The organism is Neorhizobium tomejilense, assembly GCF_964254135.1.
GTDB classification, from domain to species: Bacteria; Pseudomonadota; Alphaproteobacteria; order Rhizobiales; family Rhizobiaceae; genus Neorhizobium; species Neorhizobium tomejilense.
Genome location: NZ_CAXUSO020000001.1, coordinates 1,757,561 through 1,774,406 on the forward strand (window position 1 = coordinate 1,757,561; position 16,846 = coordinate 1,774,406).

Genomic DNA, 16,846 nt, shown 5'->3' on the forward strand with positions numbered 1-16,846 from the left:
GCGTCCCCCGTGAAGATGTTCCTTACCCGGATCGCTCTGGCGCTCATCCACTTCCAGCAATGGCTGGTGGCGCAGAGCGCGTTCGGGCTCCTCAATTTCCTGAAGATCTTTCCGGCGGATCCGGGCATCCGGTTCGCCGACCGGATGGCACGTCGCATCGGGCCGAAGCTCGGCCGCCACAAGCTGATGCTCGTCAACCTGCGCAACGCCTATCCGGAAAAGACCGACGAGGAGCTTGAGGAGATCGCCATAGCGAGCTGGGGCCATATGGGCCGGCTCGCCGCTGAATACGTTTTCCTAGACCGGCTGTTTGATTTCGATCCGGAACAGGACAAGCCGGGCAGGGTGGAAGTCTCCGGCATTCCGATCTTCGCCGACCTGCGCGACAATCCGCGGCCGTTCATCGTCTTCACGGCCCACACGGGCAATTTCGAACTGCTGCCGGTCGCCGGCAATGCCTTCGGCCTCGAAGTGACGGTTCTCTTCCGGCCGCCGAACAATCCTTATATCGCCGACAAGGTCTTCGCCTTCCGCAGCGCCCGCATGGGCCAGCTCGTGCCTTCGCATGCCGGCTCGTCCTTTGCGCTGGCGCGCAAGCTCGAAACGGGCGGCGGTGTCGGCGTTCTGGTGGATCAGAAATTCCGCAAGGGCCTCAAGACCAGCTTTTTCGGCCAGCCCGTCCAGACGAGCCCGTTGCTCGCAAAGCTGGTTCGGCAGTTCGATGCGGAAGTTTATCCGGCCCGCTGCATCCGGCTGCCGGGCAATCGTTTCCGGCTTGAGATCGAGCCGAAGATAGAACTACCGCGGGACGCCAACGGCAAACTCGATCTCCAGGCGACCGGGCAGCTGCTCAACGACAAGGTGGAGAGCTGGGTTCGCGAATATCCCGAACAATGGCTCTGGTACCACGACCGGTGGCATATCAAGCGCTATCTGTAAGCAGATTTTGAGACTTTTCGGGGCGCGTTGCTGCGGTTTCTGCTTTAAGTCACCGGCCAAAAATTGGGTTTGCTTTTGAGGGATAAATTAATCTGAATCGCATTGAATATTGGGAGGCGCCGATCTTGGGGAAGAATCGGCGATAATCTCCGGCACGAGGGGGAGGGCATTTTGGAAGCATTGATCGATCTGTTCTGGTCAAAATATGCCGATCTGCGGCAGGCCGTCGAACGCAACGACGATGATGCAACCGCCTCGCTCGATCGTGACCTCGATCCGCTTCTGCTCGCCGTGTTTTCGAGCCAGAGCAAGGATCCGGCCAGCATCCAGGCGCAATTCCGCTTCGCACTCGATCTCCTGAACGAAGAAGCCGACGATCGCGGCTGCGTCCGTCGCAACGGTCATCTGCTGCAGATGCTTGTGGAACGCTACGTCGTTCCCGAAACCGGCCTGTCGGCCAATCGCCGTCCGGAGCCGGAACCGCACGAGCACGCGGTGATCGCCGATGCGACGGCGGACGGTTTTCTCGACGACGCCCTGCTCAACCGGATTTCCGACCGTATCGTGGTGATCGCGCCGGGCTATCGGATCTTCTATTCCAACGAGACCAACGCACGCCGTCTCGATCTGGCGCGCGACGCGCTGATCGGCCGGCATTTTGCTGAATTCGTCGGCCTTCACCGTTTCAAGAACGATTTCAAGCCGAACCTGGATCGCTGCTTTGCGGGCGAGAGCATATCATTGACTTACGCCGATCAGACCGACGGCCAGACGGTCGTCGTTCGTTGCCGCATGTCTCCCTGCGTTTCGGGATCGTCACAGCTGATCGGCGCGCTTCTGGTGATGCAGGAAACAGCCGACCGCCGCCGGCGTCCCGCGGCCTGACCTTTACTTGTCGGACCAGATGGCCAACTCGTAGCCTTCCGGATCGGCAAAGTGGAAACGCCGTCCGCCGGGAAATGAGAAGATCGGCTTGACGATGCTGCCACCGGCTTTTTCGGTCCGCCGAAGGGCGTCTTCCAGATCGTCCGCGAAGAGAATGACGAGTGGGCCGCCTTTGGCTGTTACATCTGTCGACTTCGCAAATCCACCCGTCAGCCTTCCGTCCTGAAACTCGCAGTAGTCCGGTCCGTAGTCCGTGAAAGTCCAGCCGAAGGCCGAGCCGTAAAAAGCCTTGGCGGCTTCGACATCCTTCACGTTGAACTCGATATAATCGATCTTGCGATCCGCTCCCTTGGTTCCCATCGGGCCCTCCTATTTGGTTTCTTCCAGCAGATTTTTCAGCGCCCTGAGATCCTTCCGCACATGGGCGGCATCTGCCTCGAAAGCCGAGTCGTCAAGGTCCGGGCGCCGGAGCAGCGTGAACATGACTTCCGCGCCGTCGTCGTTCGGCACGACGCGTAGCGGGTTTTCGACGACGAGGCCGTTTTCCATCGTCACCGTGTGGTCGAGGATGCCGAATGGATTGTCGGGCGAGAACCGCACGCGCACCAGGCCGACCGGTCCGCCGTCGCCAATCCAGTCGTCACCGTCCCGGGTAAGCCCGGCAGCAAGGCCGGATGCCCAGAGTGGCATGTTTTCAGGCTGGCTCGCGAAGGCGTAGACGTGCTGCCAAGGTCTTTCGATGCCGATATGAATGATACGGGCGGGCAGGGTGGTCATGGTGGAATCCTCGTTTTCTCCCTCGGTCTAGCCGATGAGAAAGAGCGGTTCTTGAACAAAACGGACAATCAGCCGCAAAGTTGCCCGCGAATTTCTCTCGGCGTCAAAGTCGTCAGCTCCTTCACGTCCCGCGTCATATGCGCCTGGTCGGAATAGCCGGCTTCAAGCGCTAGAAGAGCGAGGTTCCCGGATGCGGGCTGGCGCACCATGCGAAGAAAGCGCTGGAGGCGAAGGATGCGTTCAAGCGTTTTTGGCCCATACCCGAAGTGATCGTGGCTCCGGCGGCGCAAGGTGCGTTCGCCGAGCGCCTGCGTCGCCGACATGCCGTGCAGCGCGCCGCTGCCGAGCTCATCGAAGAGCGTTTCCGCCAGGTTCTGGGGGTCGGCGGCCAGTGATGCCTCTCCTGCCGCCCAACCATCAAACAGCCGTCGCCTTTCCATTGCACAGTCCTCTTCGGCCAGCCGTTCTTCCATCGTCCGGACGTCGTCCCGGAGTTCGCGGAGCGGCACGACTCGTCCGACCAGCTCCCGGAGCGGCACGTCGAGCCAGTGCAGGGCCGCGCCCGGCCTGAAGCGCAGGCCGAGGATGGTTTCACCGGGGGTAAGTGTAGGAAAGGCGGCTGTGCGGTCGGGGCCGATCACCATCAATTGACCGCCGGCCCAGATCAGGTCCGCGCAGCCGTCCGGCACCACGGCAATCCGCCCCTCGAACTCCTGCGGCAGGCGGTGTGACCAGACACGGCAAAACAGCCTCGAAAGCGGCCCGTGTGCCGGTCGCTCTCGGTAAGTGCCGGCGCGCATTGCCAGGATCGGCGTATCCTTGCGCATATCTTTGGCCGTATTCATACCTCCTTGTGGCATCCGAATTTGGCAGCCGCAAGACACCGTCCGTGCCGGAGAAAACAGGTCGCTGCGTCGCCGCGACGGAGACGGAGTGTCATGGAAATTTAATCGTTTAGCGTCGCCATCGCCTTGCCGTTTCCCTATATGAATGCGACAACACCCTCGAATCTCAATATGGAGGCACATCCGTGGAACAGGCAGAAATCGGCCTTATCGGGCTCGGCGTCATGGGCTCAAACCTCTCGCTCAACATTGCCGAAAAAGGCAACAAGATCGCCGTCTTCAACCGGTCTCCGGAAGCGACCCGCAAGTTCTACGCCGAGGCCGGCGAACTGCAGGGCCAGCTTGTCCCCTGCGAGACGCTCGAGGAATTCGTCGCCGCCATCCGCCCGCCGCGGCCGATCATCATCATGATCAAGGCCGGTGATCCGGTCGACCAGCAGATGGAACTCCTGAAGCCCTACCTTTCGGCCGGCGACATCATGATCGATGCGGGCAATGCCAATTTCCGCGACACGATGCGTCGCTTCGACAATCTGAAGGACAGCGGCCTGACCTTCATCGGCATGGGCGTCTCCGGCGGTGAAGAAGGTGCGCGCCACGGGCCGTCGATCATGGTCGGCGGCACCGAGGACAGCTGGAAGCGCGTCGAGAAGGTGCTGACCTCGATCTCGGCAAAATTCAACGACGAGCCCTGCGTCGCCTGGCTCGGCGAAAACGGCGCCGGCCATTTCGTCAAGACCATCCATAACGGCATCGAATATGCCGACATGCAGATGATCGCCGAAATCTACGGCATCCTGCGCGATGGCCTCGGCATGAGCGCGACCGAAATCGGCGACGTGTTCGGCAAGTGGAACGAGGGCCGCCTCAATTCCTACCTGATCGAGATCAGCCAGACGGTGCTGACCGCAGCCGATCCGATTACCGGCAAGCCGATGGTCGACATCATCGTCGATGCCGCCGGCCAGAAGGGCACCGGCAAGTGGTCGGTCATCGAGGCCCAGAACATGGGCGTTGCCGCGACCGCCATCGAGGCTGCCGTCGCCGGCCGTGTCCTCTCGTCCCAGAGAACCGAACGCCTCGCTGCCGAAAAGATCTTCGGTCTCCCGAAGGTCGCAGAAGCACCGAAGGATAAGGCTGCCTTCATCGCCGACCTCGAAAGCGCGCTGCTCGCTGCCAAGATCGGCGCCTATGCGCAGGGTTTCGCCGTCATGTCGGCAGCGTCCGCCGAATACAACTGGAACCTGCCGATGCCGACCATCGCCAAGATCTGGCGCGCCGGCTGCATCATCCGCTCGGCATTCCTCGACGAGATCACGTCTGCCTTTACGAAGGATCCGCATGTGGCGAACCTGATCGTCACGCCGGCCTTCGCGCAGATGGTCAAGGATACCGACGCCCCGCTGCGTCGCGTCGTGTCCTACGCCGCTCTCTCCGGCCTGCCGGTTCCGGCGCTTTCCTCGGCGCTCTCCTATTTCGACGCCTATCGTCGCGGTCGCGGCACCGCGAACCTCATCCAGGCGCAGCGCGACTTCTTCGGCGCCCATGGCTTCGACCGCCTCGACGGCGTCGACAAGCATCACGGCCCGTGGGGCAGCGGCCTTAGCGAATTTGCCTGATCTTTTGTCGGAATGACGGAAAACGCCCGCCGGATCCGGCGGGCGTTTTTGTTTCAGTCCTTGGTGCTTAGTCCTTTGGCGCCATCTTCGACCAGACGGGGCTGGCGACGCTCTGCAGCAGTTCTGGCCCGACGCCGTCTATGCGCGCCATCAGGGCCTTGGCGAGTTCCCGCCCGGCCTGGCGGATATCCTCGCTCACCGTATAGATCTCCGGCCGAATCCAGTTGAGGAAATCGGCTGACTGCTTCGATACCATGTCGACGTCGTGGCCCAGTTTCTTGCCGGCGGCCTCAAGCCCGGCCACCAGCGCGATCGTCGCCGACCCGCTGATCGAGATGATGCCGTCAGGAGGCTCGGCAGCGCGCATCATGCGTTCCGCATAGGCGCGGGTTTCTTCAAGCGGCGTCTCGCTGGTCACCCGGCCCATAGGCACTTCGGTTGCACCGAAATCGGCAAGCCCGCGTTCGAAGCCCACGCGGCTGTGGACGTAGAACGAGAAGCGGCTTCCCGGCGACAGGAACGCGATCCTTCGGCGGCCTTTTTCTACCAGTTTCTGAACGGCCTTATAGGCATAGGCCTCGTTGTCATAGTCGTGGTAGGGATGGATTATTCCCATGTCGGTGCGGCCGTGGGTGACGAAGGGTAGGTTCCGCTCCGTCATCAGCCGTACCCGCGCGTCGTCCGGCTCGATCCGCGAGATGATCACTCCGTCCGCCGAGCCGGTGTCGAGGATATAGCGTACCGGCACCATTGGGTCCTTCTGGAAGGAATGCGGCGTCACCACGAGGTGATATTGCGTACCGCCCAGGACTTCCGAAATGCCATGCACCATCTGGCTGGTGAAGCCCATCAGTTCCTCGTCGATGCTAAGCACCAGGGCGATGACATTGGTCTTGCCGGTTCTGAGGCGCACGCCGGCGCGGTTCGGCTGGTAGCCGAGTTGGTTGGCGACGAGGCGAACGCGCTCCTTGGTGTCGGCCCCGATATCCGGCGCATCCTTCAGCGCCCGCGAAACGGTGGTGATGCCGAGGCCCGTCATATAGGCGATCGTTTTCAAGGTAGGACGTTCACGGACCGCCGTCTGCGTTCCGCCCGTCCTTGGTCTTCCGCTGTCATCCATGATTTGCCGTCGCTGCCCCCGAGTCAGGTGGCCACTATAAAGGGCCGAAGCTTGCCCGGAAACGTCGCGACACCTCCCTGTCCTCCAATACGAAATCAATAACTGAAACGATACAGGTAAAATGTCGAGAGGAATTTTGCCGAGGAGAAAACTCCCATTCCTAAGAGTTGTACAACGCAGATGCGAAATGATTTTTTGCAAATGCGAAAATCAGACTTCCTGATATTGCCTGTAAGTCGCCTAAATACTGCTTTCCAGGCTGCCCTGACGGGCGAATAAACGAGCCTGACGGGCGAATAAACGAGCCAATAGATTTCCCCAAATTCCTCTTTCGGTTGTATTTTCTCGACTCGCGAATTTTTTCAGACAAAAGCGGTTGCGTCATATCGGTGATTGCCTTACGTTTTTACGGCAACGTTTCAGTGAGGGAGGAGACTCATGAATATTCGTTCTATGGCGGCTGTTCTTGCCGCAACCGTGATGCTGCCGTTAGGCGCGGCTCATGCCACAGATCTCGAAGTCACCCATTGGTGGACATCCGGAGGCGAAGCTGCCGCAGTTGCGGAACTCGCCAAGGCTTTCAACGCCACCGGCAACAAGTGGGTTGACGGCGCGATTGCAGGTTCCGGCGGCACTGCCCGTCCGATCATGATCAGCCGTATCACCGGCGGCGATCCGATGTCGGCCACCCAGTTCAACCATGGCCGCCAGGCCGAGGAACTGGTCCAGGCAGGCCTGATGCGCGATTTCACCGATCTCGCCAAGAAGGAAGGCTGGGACAAGATCGTCCGCCCCGCGGGCCTGCTGAAATCCTGCACTTTCGAGGGCAAGATCTACTGCGTGCCGCTCAACATCCATTCCTGGCAGTGGCTGTGGCTTTCCAACGATGCCTTCAAGAAGGCCGGCGTTGCGGTTCCGAAGAACTGGGACGAATATGTCGCAGCAGCTCCGGCGCTTGAAAAGGCCGGTATCGTGCCGCTCGCAGTCGGCGGCCAGGCCTGGCAGTCGACCGGCTTGTTCGCCGTGCTGACGGTCGCGATCGGCGGCAAGGAAATCTACCAGAAGGTCTATGGCGACAAGGACGCAAAGGTCGCGGCCGGTCCGGAAATGGCCAAGGTCTTCAAGGCAGCCGACGACGCCCGCAAGATGTCGAAGGGCACCAACGTCCAGGACTGGAACCAGGCGACCAACATGGTGATCACCGGCAAGGCCGGCGGTCAGATCATGGGTGACTGGGCGCAGGGCGAATTCCAGCTCGCCGGCAAGAAGGCCGGTGTCGACTATACCTGCCTGCCTGGCCTCGGCGTGAACGAGGTGATCTCGACGGCCGGCGATGCCTTCTACTTCCCGGTCCTCAAGGACGCGGCGAAGACGAAGGCACAGGAAGCGCTCGCCTCGACGCTTCTCGACGCCAAGACACAGGTTGCCTTCAACCTCAAGAAGGGCTCGCTGCCGGTACGTGGCGACGTCGATCTTGCGGCCGCCAACGACTGCATGAAGAAGGGTCTCGAGATCCTTGCCAAGGGCAATGTCGTCACCAGCACCGACCAGCTTATCACGCAGGATACGCAGAAGCAGCTGGAAGACCTGATGTCGCAGTTCTTCGCCAACACGTCGATCACTGCCGAGGAAGCCCAGAAGCGCTTCGTGGCTATTTTCTCCAAGGCCGGTTGATCCGACAGACAGCGATCCAACAGCCGGCTCCGCGTCCGAAAGGGGCGGGGCCGGTGGTGGCTTGCTTCCTGCAGCCTTTGCTATCCAGAGGAGTTGACCATGGCGGCGCACACTCAGCCCGGCCGACCCAATCAGTTATTCCGCAATCTCAATTCGAAGATTGCCTCGATCCCGATGATGCTGACAGCCGTGGTGATTTTCCTCGGCGGCACGATCTGGACCGTCGTTTATTCCTTCACCAATTCCAAGCTCCTGCCGCGCCTGTCCTTCGTCGGTCTGGAACAGTATGAGCGGCTCTGGGATACGCCGCGCTGGATCGTCTCGATCCAGAATCTGGCGACCTACGGATGTTTCTCGCTGGTCTTCAGCCTGACGATCGGTTTCCTGCTGGCCGCGCTGATGGACCAGAAGATCCGTTTCGAAAACACCTTCCGGACGATCTTCCTCTATCCGTTCGCGCTGTCCTTCATCGTCACCGGCCTTGTCTGGCAATGGATACTGAACCCCGAATTCGGCGTGCAGTCCGTCGTCCGCTCGCTCGGCTGGACGAGCTTCACCTTCGATCCGCTCTACAATTCCGACATCGTCATCTACGGCATCCTGATCGCCGCGCTCTGGCAGGGGACGGGGCTCGTCATGTGCCTGATGCTCGCCGGGCTTCGCGGCATCGATGAGGACATCTGGAAGGCCGCGCGCGTCGACGGCATCCCGATGTGGAAGACCTATCTCTTCATCATCATTCCGATGATGCGGCCGGTCTTCGTCACCACGCTCGTCATCATCGCCAGCGGCATCGTCAGGATCTACGACCTTGTCGTGGCGCAGACGAGCGGCGGCCCCGGCATCGCCTCCGATGTGCCCGCCAAATACGTCTACGACTACATGTTCTTCGCCCAGAACCTCGGCCAGGGCTTTGCGGCATCCACCATGATGCTGCTCGCCGTCGCCATCATCATCGTTCCCTGGGCCTATCTCGAATTCGGAGGACGCAAGCGTGGATAAATCGCTCACGATGCCCGCTTCTGGGCCCGTTTCTAGGCCCGGCATTTCCGCTCCGGCCGGTTCCCGGCTGGAAACCGGGCCGCAGGGAAAACGCCCCCGCAAGGTGCTCTCGTCGCGCAATATCATCGTCTACGGCGCGCTCGGCCTTGCGGCAATTTATTACCTTATTCCTCTCTATGTGATGGTGGTCACCTCGCTGAAGGGCATGCCGGAAATCCGTCTCGGCAATATCTTTTCGCCGCCGATGGAGATCACCTTCGAGCCCTGGGTGAAGGCCTGGGCGGAGGCCTGCACGGGTCTCAACTGCGACGGCCTTTCGCGCGGCTTCTGGAATTCAGTCCGCATCACCGTGCCGTCGGTGATCGTGTCGATCGCAATCGCTTCGGTGAACGGTTACGCGCTCGCCAACTGGCGGTTCAAGGGTTCGGAGATCTTCTTCACGATCCTGATCGTCGGTGCCTTCATCCCCTATCAGGTGATGATCTATCCGATCGTCATCATACTGCGCGAAATGGGCCTTTACGGCACGCTCTACGGCCTCATCCTGGTGCATTCGATTTTCGGCATGCCGATCCAGACACTGCTGTTCCGCAACTATTTCGTCTCGCTGCCGGAGGAACTGTTCAAGGCGGCCCGCATCGACGGGGCGGGGTTCTGGCAGATCTATTTCCGGATCATGCTGCCCATGTCGCTGCCGATCTTCGTCGTCTCGATGATCCTGCAGACCACCGGCATCTGGAACGACTTCCTGTTCGGCGTGGTGTTCACCCGGCCGGATACCTATCCGATGACCGTTCAGCTCAACAACATCGTCAATTCCGTCCAGGGCGTGAAGGAATACAACGTCAACATGGCGGCGACGCTGTTGACGGGTGCGGTTCCGCTGATCGTCTATTTCGTTTCCGGCCGGCTTTTCGTCCGCGGTATCGCGGCCGGCGCAGTCAAAGGGTAAGCCTGATGCTCAACAATGTTTCCGCGCGCACTCAGAGCAGCGTTTCCATCCGCGAACTGTCGCTGTCCTTCGGCTCGGTGACGGTGCTCGAAAATCTCAACCTCGACATCCATGATGGCGAATTCCTCGTCCTGCTTGGCTCATCCGGCTGCGGAAAGTCCACGCTGCTGAACTGCATCGCAGGACTTCTCGAGCCGACCGAAGGCCAGATCTTCATCAAGGACAAGAACGTCACCTGGGAAGAGCCCAAGGACCGCGGCATCGGCATGGTGTTCCAGTCCTACGCGCTCTATCCGCAGATGACGGTCGAGAAGAACCTCTCGTTCGGCCTTCGCGTCGCCAAGGTTCCGAAGGACGAGATCGATCGCCGCGTGGCACGCGCATCCGGCATCCTGCAGATCGAACCGCTCTTGAAGCGCAAGCCCTCGGAGCTCTCCGGCGGCCAGCGCCAGCGCGTCGCGATCGGCCGGGCGCTGGTGCGCGATGTCGACGTCTTCCTGTTCGATGAGCCGCTGTCGAACCTCGACGCAAAACTGCGCTCCGAACTGCGCGTCGAGATCAAGCGGCTGCATCAGGCGCTCAAGAACACGATGATCTACGTCACCCACGACCAGATCGAGGCGCTGACGCTGGCCGACCGCATCGCCATCATGAAGAGCGGCGTCATCCAGCAGCTCGACGATCCGGTGACGATCTACAATCGCCCGAGGAACCGCTTCGTCGCGGGCTTCATCGGTTCGCCATCCATGAATTTCCTGACTGGCGAACTCGTGGATGAGGGCGGCCGCACCGTCTTCAAGACCAATGGTGTCAGCTTCTCGCTCGACGGTTACGATGCTTACGAGCCGCTGAAGGGCGGGCGCAAGGTCATTCTCGGTGTCCGTCCGGAGCACATCAAGGTGGACGGCGATATCGCCGGCGGCGAAGTGCATGAGGCGGTGGTCGATATCGAGGAGCCCATGGGCGCCGACAACCTGCTCTGGCTGAAACATGCAGGCCACGTGATGTCGGTTCGCATCGGCGGCGCACGGCGTTATGCCGTCGGCGCCAAGGTGCGCCTCGCCTTCGACATGACCATGGCTTCGCTGTTCGACGCTGGAACGGAAGAGCGGATCTGATGTTTGCGTGCAGCCAGTTTTGGGTGGGCCGATCGCCATCGAGCCATCTGCCGTCTCGGCAGGCGATACCCCCCTCTGTCCTGCCGGACATCTCCCCCTCAGGGGGGGAGATCGACCCGAGGCGACGTCCCGCCATCCTCGACGGTCATGATAGGAGTGGCACGGATGAGCCCAGCCGATCTCCCCACGTGAGGGGGAGATGGCCGGCAGGCCAGAGGGGGGCTGGTCTGGCACAGCGTAAACTCTCCGGACCGGTACAATGACCACGATCGACCTATCCGGCCCCTGGCAGCTCGCATCTGCCGACGGAACGCATCGCACGCAGATGCCGATCCCGGGCGACGTTCACACTGCGCTGAAGACGGCCGGCATCATTCCCGACCCGTATTTCGGGCGCAACGAGAACGACGTGCAATGGGTCGCAAATGCAGACTGGACGATCGAGAGGCGCTTCGCGCTCGATGATCCCACGGGCTCCTGGTATCTCGATATCACCTATCTCGATACGGTCGCGACCGTCTTCGTCAACGGTGTTCCGGTGCTTCAGGCAGACAACTGTTTCCGCCGTTACCGGCCGGACGTGTCGAAGGCGCTGAAGGCCGGCGAAAACACGATCCGCATCCTTTTCCATTCCAGCATCGCCGAAGGTGCGGAGCGGCAGGCGCGGCAACCCTTCTACATTCCCTATTCCACGACCAATTCGCCGATCCCGAACGGCAATATGCTGCGCAAACCGCAATGCCATTTCGGCTGGGACTGGAATGTCGCGCTGGCGCCGCTCGGCCTCTACGGCGAAATCGCGCTGAAGCGGCTCGAAACCGCCCGTATCGAACACATCGTCACCAGCCAGAGACATGAGGCGGGCGCGGTCGATCTCATCGTAACGGTGACGCTTTACGCCGAACGGCAGGGTGTCCTGCCGGTCTTCCTTTCGCTCGGCGAGGAACGGGTTCGGCTCGACTGCGGCGTGCGCGCCGGCGAAATCGCGGTAACGCATGTTTTTCATATCGAAGAGCCGGAATTCTGGTGGCCCTCCGGCAGTGGCGAGCAGGCGCTCTACCAGTTGACGGTCGGCACTCCCACCGAAGCCATCACCCGCCAGATCGGCATCAGGACGGCCGAACTGCTGACCGATCCGGACGAAGCGGGCAGCCGTTTCGCCTTCCGTATCAACGGCCGCGAGATCTTCTGCCGCGGCGCGAACTGGATTCCCGCCGACGCGCTGTTTTCTCTCTCGAGCCGGGAGAAAACCGAGGACCTGCTGCGCTCCGCCGTCGATGCCAACATGAACATGATCCGGGTCTGGGGCGGCGGTTTTTATGAACCGGACTGGTTCTACGATCTCTGCGACGAACTCGGCCTGATGGTCTGGCAGGATTTTCAGTTCGCCTGCAACCTCTATCCCTCGACCTCGGATTTCCTCGAAAACGTCGCGGCGGAAGTCGAGTATCAGGCCCGCAGGCTGATCTCGCACCCCTCCATCGTGCTCTGGTGCGGCGATAACGAACTGGTCGGCGCGCTGACATGGTTTCCGGAATCCCGGGCAAACCGCGACCGCTACCTCGTCTCCTACGACCGGTTGAACCGCGTCATCGAGCAGGCGCTCGAAAGGGCCGCGCCCGACGCCATCTGGTGGCCGTCAAGCCCCGCATCCGGTTATCTCGATTATGGCGACGCCTGGCATGCGGACGGTTCGGGCGACATGCATTACTGGTCCGTCTGGCACGAGAACAAACCGTTCGCCGACTACCGCTCCGTTCGCCCGCGCTTCTGCTCGGAATTCGGCTTCCAGTCCTATACGTCGCTGCCGGTCATCGAGACCTATGCCGCCACCAGGGACATGAATATCGCCTCGCCGGTCATGGAGCATCACCAGAAGAATGCCGGCGGCAACGAGCGCATCGCCGGCACGATGTTCCGCAACTTCCGCTTCCCGACGGATTTCGCCAATTTCGTCTATCTGAGCCAGGTGCAGCAGGGGTTGGCGATCAAGACGGCCGTGGATTTCTGGCGGTCGCTGAAGCCTCATAACATGGGTACGCTTTACTGGCAGCTCAACGACACCTGGCCGGTGGCTTCGTGGTCGAGCCTCGACTATGGCGGCAGCTGGAAAGTGCTGCACTACATGGCGAAGCGTTTTTTCCAGCCGGTCACGGTAGCAGCGATCCCGTCAGACGACGGCCAGGAGATCCGTTTCTCTCTCGTCAATGACACAGCCGTCGATGTGACGGTGATCCTCAATCTGTCGCTCCTGGCGGTCCAAGGCGAGCGCAACTCGCTTCGGAGCATCGAAGCCGTCTGCACACCCGATGCAGCCGTCACCGTGCTCACCTTGCCGAGCGCAGATATTCCCGACGGGTCGATCCTTGCCTGGAGCTTTACCGCGTCGAACGGCATGGCCGGCGAGGGGCATCATGTGCCGGGCAGCTACAAGGCCCTGGAACTCGAACCGGCAAGGCTTGCGCTTGCCGTGTCTCCATGCGGCGACGGAGCTTTTGACCTCGTCGTCAAGGCCGAGGGCCTTGCGCTTTTCGTGCTGATCGAGAGCGGCACGGCCGGCCGTTATTCCGACAATGCTTTCGATCTTGCCAGCGGCGAAAGCCGCAGCATCCGCTTCACGCCCGCCGCGCCGACGGACGCGATCCCGCAATTCCGCATCTACGACCTCTATTCCTGCCACGCAGCAGGCGAGGGTATTATCAAGGGAGGATCACTATGACGAAACTCGGTTTTCAGCTTTATTGCGCCCGCAACTTTCCGCCGCTCGCAGATGTCCTGAAGAAGGTTGCGCAGGCGGGTTATACCGAGGTGGAAGGATATGGCGGAATTTACGCCAATCTCGACGAGTTGTCGCTGAAGGCGCTCAAAGGTGATCTTGATGCCAACGGCCTGACCATGCCGACCGGTCATTTCGGCATCGACCTTCTCGAAAAGGAGCCGGAACAGGCGCTGCTGATCGCCAGGACGCTCGGCGTCGAGGCGATCTATTGCCCGCATCTGCTTGCCGACCAGCGCCCGACCGATGCCGCCGGATGGTTCGCCTTCGGCCAGCGGCTGCAGAACGTCGGCAAACGTTATTGGGATGCCGGCTATACGTTCGGCTGGCATAACCACGACTTCGAGTTCAAGACCCTGCCGGATGGCTCGACGCCGCAGGAACAGATCCTTGCCGGCGGTCCCGATCTCGCCTGGGAAGCGGATATCGCCTGGGTCATCCGCGGCGGCGCCGATCCGTTCGCCTGGATCGAGAGCTACGCCAAGCGGATCACCGCCGTTCACGTCAAGGACATCGCGCCGGCCGGCGAAAACGCGGACGAGGACGGCTGGGCCGACGTCGGCCACGGCACCGTTCCGTGGAAGGACCTGATGGCGGCGCTGAAGAAGACGTCCGCAAAACATTACGTCCTCGAACACGACAACCCGAAGGACCTCGACCGGCTGCTGACACGCTCGATCGCTTCCTTCAAGACCTATTGATCACAGAATTTTCGGAGTTTTCCATGCCCAAGGAACTTGGCGTCGGCATCATGGGATGCGGCAATATTTCCACGACCTACTTCAAGCTGTCGCCGCTCTTCAAAGGCCTGAAGGTTCTCGCCTGCGCGGACCTCAACGCGCAGGCAGCCCAAATGCGCGCCGAGGAATACGGCGTCAAGGCACAGTCGATCGAGCAGATGCTTGCCAATGACGAGCTCGACGTGATCGTCAACCTGACCATCCCGGCGGCGCATTTCGCGGTCTCGAAAGCAATTCTCGAAGCCGGCAAGCACGTCTACTCGGAAAAGCCCCTCGTCATCACGCTGGAGGAAGGCAAGGCGCTGCAGGCGCTCGCCAAGGAGAAGGGCCTGTCGGTCGGCTGCGCGCCGGACACCTTCCTTGGCGGCGCGCACCAGCTCGCGCGAAAATATATCGACGAGGGCGGTGTCGGGCGCATCACGTCAGGCACCTGCCACGTAATGAGCCCGGGCATGGAAATGTGGCATCCCAATCCCGGCTTCTTCTTCCTCGAAGGCGGCGGCCCGATCCTCGATCTCGGGCCTTATTACATCGCCAACCTCATCAATTTCCTCGGTCCGGTGAAACGGGTCGCGGCACTGACGTCGATGGCGAACCCGACGCGCCTCGTCACCAGCGAACCGCTGAAGGGCCAGGTGATCCCGGTCGAGACGCCGACCAACATCCACGCGCTGCTCGAATTCGTCAGCGGCGCGACGATCACGCTCTCGGCAAGCTGGGATGTCTGGTCGCACCGCCACGCCAATATGGAGCTCTACGGCACCGAAGGGTCGATCTTCGTGCCAGACCCGAACTTCTTCGGCGGCACTGTCGAGGCGAGCGGCCGCAACAAGGATATCCAGCCGCTGAAACCCTGGGATCACCCGTTCGGCATCGACAACCAGGAACATCCGCAGGGGCCGCGCGCCAACTATCGCACGGCCGGTCTTGCGGACATGGCGATAGCGCTGATTGAGGGTCGCGATGCCCGCTGCTCGCTGGAGCGCACGCTCCACGGCGTCGACGTCATGACCTCGATCCTGAAGTCCGGCGAGGAAGGGCGGTTCATCGAGCTTTCGACCACCTGCACCCAGCCGGCGGCGCTCGGCATCGACGAGGCGCTGGCGCTTCTGCGCTGATCGGCTATGAATGCGGCGCGCACCGCCTGAGACACCGGCGCGCCGCATTTCATTCGGAGGATTTCGATCATGACCTGGCAACCCGCGTCCAACCGCTACGACACCATGAAGTACAACCGCTGCGGCCGTTCGGGACTGAAGCTCCCGGCGATCTCGCTTGGCCTCTGGCACAATTTCGGCGACGACACACCGCATGAACGCAAGGTCGCGATTGCCCGCCGGGCCTTCGACCTCGGCATCACCCATTTCGATCTCGCCAACAACTATGGCCCGCTGCCCGGCAGCGCCGAGACCGCCTTTGGCCAAATCCTGCGCGAGGATTTCAAGGGATATCGCGACGAGCTGATCATCTCCTCGAAGGCCGGCTACAACATGTGGCCGGGTCCCTATGGCGAATGGGGCAGCCGCAAATACCTGATCTCCTCCTGCGACCAGAGCCTGAAGCGGATGGGCCTCGACTATGTCGACATCTTCTATTCGCACCGCTTCGACCCGGATACGCCGCTCGAGGAGACCTGCGGCGCGCTCGACCATATCGTCCGCTCGGGCAGGGCGCTTTACGTCGGCATCTCGTCCTACAATTCGAAGCGCACCCAGGAAGCGACCGCGATCCTGAAGGAACTCGGGACGCCTGTTCTCATCCACCAGCCGAGCTATTCGATGATCAACCGCTGGGTCGAGGAGGATGGCCTGCTCGATACGCTGGAAGACCTCGGCATCGGCTCGATTGTCTTTTCGCCACTGGCGCAAGGCATGCTGACCTCGAAATATCTCGGCGGCATTCCGGAAGACAGCCGAGCCGCGCAGGGCAAGTCGCTGCGGCCGGCCTTCCTGAACGACCGAAACATCGCCAACCTCAAGGCGCTCAACGCAATCGCCGAAAAGCGCGGCCAGACGCTGGCGCAGATGGCGCTCGCATGGGTTCTGCGCGGCGGCCGCGTGACCACGGCGCTGATCGGTGCCAGCCGTCCGGAACAGGTCGAGGATTGCGTCAGGTCGCTCGACAATCTGGAGTTCACGGCGGCCGAACTCGCCGAGATCGATACCTATGCCAAGGATGCCGACATCAACCTCTGGGCCAAGTCGGCCGAGCGGGCAGGGCCGGCGCGGTAAGGCAAAGGCGGCTTCGAGCTGCCCCTCATCCCCCTGCCGGGACCTTCTCCCCGTTTCGACGGGGAGAAGGGAGATGTGGCGCGGCCGGCGCTCCGAAGCCCTTCTCCCCGCAAGCGGGGAGAAGGTGGCGGCAGCCGGATGAGGGGCAAGGACTCAGTTTTTATTTTG

15 protein-coding genes are annotated in these 16,846 nt (G+C 61.4%); 11 read left to right on the forward strand and 4 right to left on the reverse strand.

All coding sequences use genetic code 11. The features are described from left to right. The first annotated feature begins 9 nt into the window (after nucleotides 1-9). Both ACSQ3G_RS09080 and ACSQ3G_RS09085 read left to right on the forward strand, forming a co-directional pair. Entirely contained in the window at nucleotides 10-939 is a 930-nt protein-coding gene (locus ACSQ3G_RS09080) for a lipid A biosynthesis lauroyl acyltransferase (protein ID WP_105425850.1), read from the forward strand. A gap of 171 nt (nucleotides 940-1,110) precedes the next feature. Further along, nucleotides 1,111-1,824, forward strand: coding sequence for a PAS domain-containing protein (locus tag ACSQ3G_RS09085; RefSeq protein ID WP_046666984.1), 714 nt, complete (start codon nucleotides 1,111-1,113; stop codon nucleotides 1,822-1,824). A gap of 3 nt (nucleotides 1,825-1,827) precedes the next feature. Here the strand turns inward: ACSQ3G_RS09085 and ACSQ3G_RS09090 are convergent, their stop codons facing one another. From ACSQ3G_RS09090 to ACSQ3G_RS09100, 3 genes are all read right to left on the reverse strand, one after another. After that, nucleotides 1,828-2,184, reverse strand: coding sequence for a VOC family protein (locus tag ACSQ3G_RS09090; protein WP_436109781.1), 357 nt, complete (start codon nucleotides 2,182-2,184; stop codon nucleotides 1,828-1,830). A gap of 9 nt (nucleotides 2,185-2,193) precedes the next feature. After that, nucleotides 2,194-2,601, reverse strand: a complete 408-nt coding sequence (locus ACSQ3G_RS09095) for an SRPBCC family protein (protein ID WP_436109782.1) — start codon at nucleotides 2,599-2,601, stop codon at nucleotides 2,194-2,196. A gap of 68 nt (nucleotides 2,602-2,669) precedes the next feature. Beyond that, nucleotides 2,670-3,428: a helix-turn-helix domain-containing protein gene (locus tag ACSQ3G_RS09100; protein WP_436109783.1), complete on the reverse strand. Its 759-nt coding sequence runs from the start codon at nucleotides 3,426-3,428 to the stop codon at nucleotides 2,670-2,672. Nucleotides 3,429-3,631: 203 nt separating this feature from the next. Between ACSQ3G_RS09100 and gnd the strand changes: the two genes are divergently transcribed. Next, entirely contained in the window at nucleotides 3,632-5,065 is a 1,434-nt protein-coding gene (gene gnd, locus ACSQ3G_RS09105; protein ID WP_436109784.1) for an NADP-dependent phosphogluconate dehydrogenase, read from the forward strand. A 67-nt stretch (nucleotides 5,066-5,132) separates the two neighbouring features. Here gnd and ACSQ3G_RS09110 read toward each other — a convergent pair whose 3' ends face one another. Beyond that, a complete protein-coding gene (locus ACSQ3G_RS09110; protein WP_105403514.1) occupies nucleotides 5,133-6,185 on the reverse strand; it encodes a LacI family transcriptional regulator in 1,053 nt (350 codons plus the stop codon). A gap of 438 nt (nucleotides 6,186-6,623) precedes the next feature. Between ACSQ3G_RS09110 and ACSQ3G_RS09115 the strand changes: the two genes are divergently transcribed. The 8 genes from ACSQ3G_RS09115 (at nucleotide 6,624) to mgrA (ending at nucleotide 16,678) form a co-directional block, all read left to right on the forward strand. Continuing rightward, complete coding sequence (locus ACSQ3G_RS09115; RefSeq protein WP_345921672.1) at nucleotides 6,624-7,859, forward strand: ABC transporter substrate-binding protein; 1,236 nt, start codon at nucleotides 6,624-6,626, stop codon at nucleotides 7,857-7,859. A gap of 99 nt (nucleotides 7,860-7,958) precedes the next feature. After that, a complete protein-coding gene (locus tag ACSQ3G_RS09120; protein ID WP_436109785.1) occupies nucleotides 7,959-8,861 on the forward strand; it encodes a carbohydrate ABC transporter permease in 903 nt (300 codons plus the stop codon). Nucleotides 8,862-8,871: 10 nt separating this feature from the next. Beyond that, a complete protein-coding gene (locus ACSQ3G_RS09125) occupies nucleotides 8,872-9,813 on the forward strand; it encodes a carbohydrate ABC transporter permease (RefSeq protein WP_105440475.1) in 942 nt (313 codons plus the stop codon). Between the two features lie 5 nt (nucleotides 9,814-9,818). Further along, a complete protein-coding gene (locus tag ACSQ3G_RS09130; protein WP_436109786.1) occupies nucleotides 9,819-10,931 on the forward strand; it encodes an ABC transporter ATP-binding protein in 1,113 nt (370 codons plus the stop codon). Between the two features lie 259 nt (nucleotides 10,932-11,190). Beyond that, nucleotides 11,191-13,650 carry a beta-mannosidase gene (locus ACSQ3G_RS09135; RefSeq protein WP_436109787.1) on the forward strand — a complete coding sequence of 820 codons (2,460 nt, stop codon included), beginning with the start codon at nucleotides 11,191-11,193 and terminating at the stop codon, nucleotides 13,648-13,650. Continuing rightward, complete coding sequence (locus ACSQ3G_RS09140) at nucleotides 13,647-14,408, forward strand: sugar phosphate isomerase/epimerase family protein (RefSeq protein WP_105403518.1); 762 nt, start codon at nucleotides 13,647-13,649, stop codon at nucleotides 14,406-14,408. The genes ACSQ3G_RS09135 and ACSQ3G_RS09140 overlap by 4 nt, the downstream gene beginning before the upstream one ends. A gap of 23 nt (nucleotides 14,409-14,431) precedes the next feature. Beyond that, nucleotides 14,432-15,565 (forward strand): Gfo/Idh/MocA family protein, encoded by a 1,134-nt coding sequence (locus ACSQ3G_RS09145; RefSeq protein WP_436109788.1) that lies wholly within the window; start codon nucleotides 14,432-14,434, stop codon nucleotides 15,563-15,565. Nucleotides 15,566-15,634: 69 nt separating this feature from the next. Next, the gene (gene mgrA / locus ACSQ3G_RS09150) at nucleotides 15,635-16,678 is read left to right on the forward strand and encodes an L-glyceraldehyde 3-phosphate reductase (protein ID WP_436109789.1); all 1,044 of its coding nucleotides are present in this window, start codon (nucleotides 15,635-15,637) and stop codon (nucleotides 16,676-16,678) included. Nucleotides 16,679-16,846 lie beyond the last annotated feature (168 nt).

Bases quoted from the DNA above. Each gene is read 5' to 3' on its own strand.
- ACSQ3G_RS09090 (WP_436109781.1), bottom strand. From the start codon at position 2,184: ATGGGAACCAAGGGAGCGGATCGCAAGATCGATTATATCGAGTTCAAC.
- ACSQ3G_RS09095 (WP_436109782.1), bottom strand. From the start codon at position 2,601: ATGACCACCCTGCCCGCCCGTATCATTCATATCGGCATCGAAAGACCT.
- ACSQ3G_RS09100 (WP_436109783.1), bottom strand. From the start codon at position 3,428: ATGCGCAAGGATACGCCGATCCTGGCAATGCGCGCCGGCACTTACCGA.
- ACSQ3G_RS09110 (WP_105403514.1), bottom strand. From the start codon at position 6,185: ATGGATGACAGCGGAAGACCAAGGACGGGCGGAACGCAGACGGCGGTC.
- ACSQ3G_RS09115 (WP_345921672.1), top strand. From the start codon at position 6,624: ATGAATATTCGTTCTATGGCGGCTGTTCTTGCCGCAACCGTGATGCTG.
- ACSQ3G_RS09120 (WP_436109785.1), top strand. From the start codon at position 7,959: ATGGCGGCGCACACTCAGCCCGGCCGACCCAATCAGTTATTCCGCAAT.
- ACSQ3G_RS09125 (WP_105440475.1), top strand. From the start codon at position 8,872: ATGCCCGCTTCTGGGCCCGTTTCTAGGCCCGGCATTTCCGCTCCGGCC.
- ACSQ3G_RS09130 (WP_436109786.1), top strand. From the start codon at position 9,819: ATGCTCAACAATGTTTCCGCGCGCACTCAGAGCAGCGTTTCCATCCGC.
- ACSQ3G_RS09135 (WP_436109787.1), top strand. From the start codon at position 11,191: ATGACCACGATCGACCTATCCGGCCCCTGGCAGCTCGCATCTGCCGAC.
- ACSQ3G_RS09140 (WP_105403518.1), top strand. From the start codon at position 13,647: ATGACGAAACTCGGTTTTCAGCTTTATTGCGCCCGCAACTTTCCGCCG.
- ACSQ3G_RS09145 (WP_436109788.1), top strand. From the start codon at position 14,432: ATGCCCAAGGAACTTGGCGTCGGCATCATGGGATGCGGCAATATTTCC.
- mgrA (WP_436109789.1), top strand. From the start codon at position 15,635: ATGACCTGGCAACCCGCGTCCAACCGCTACGACACCATGAAGTACAAC.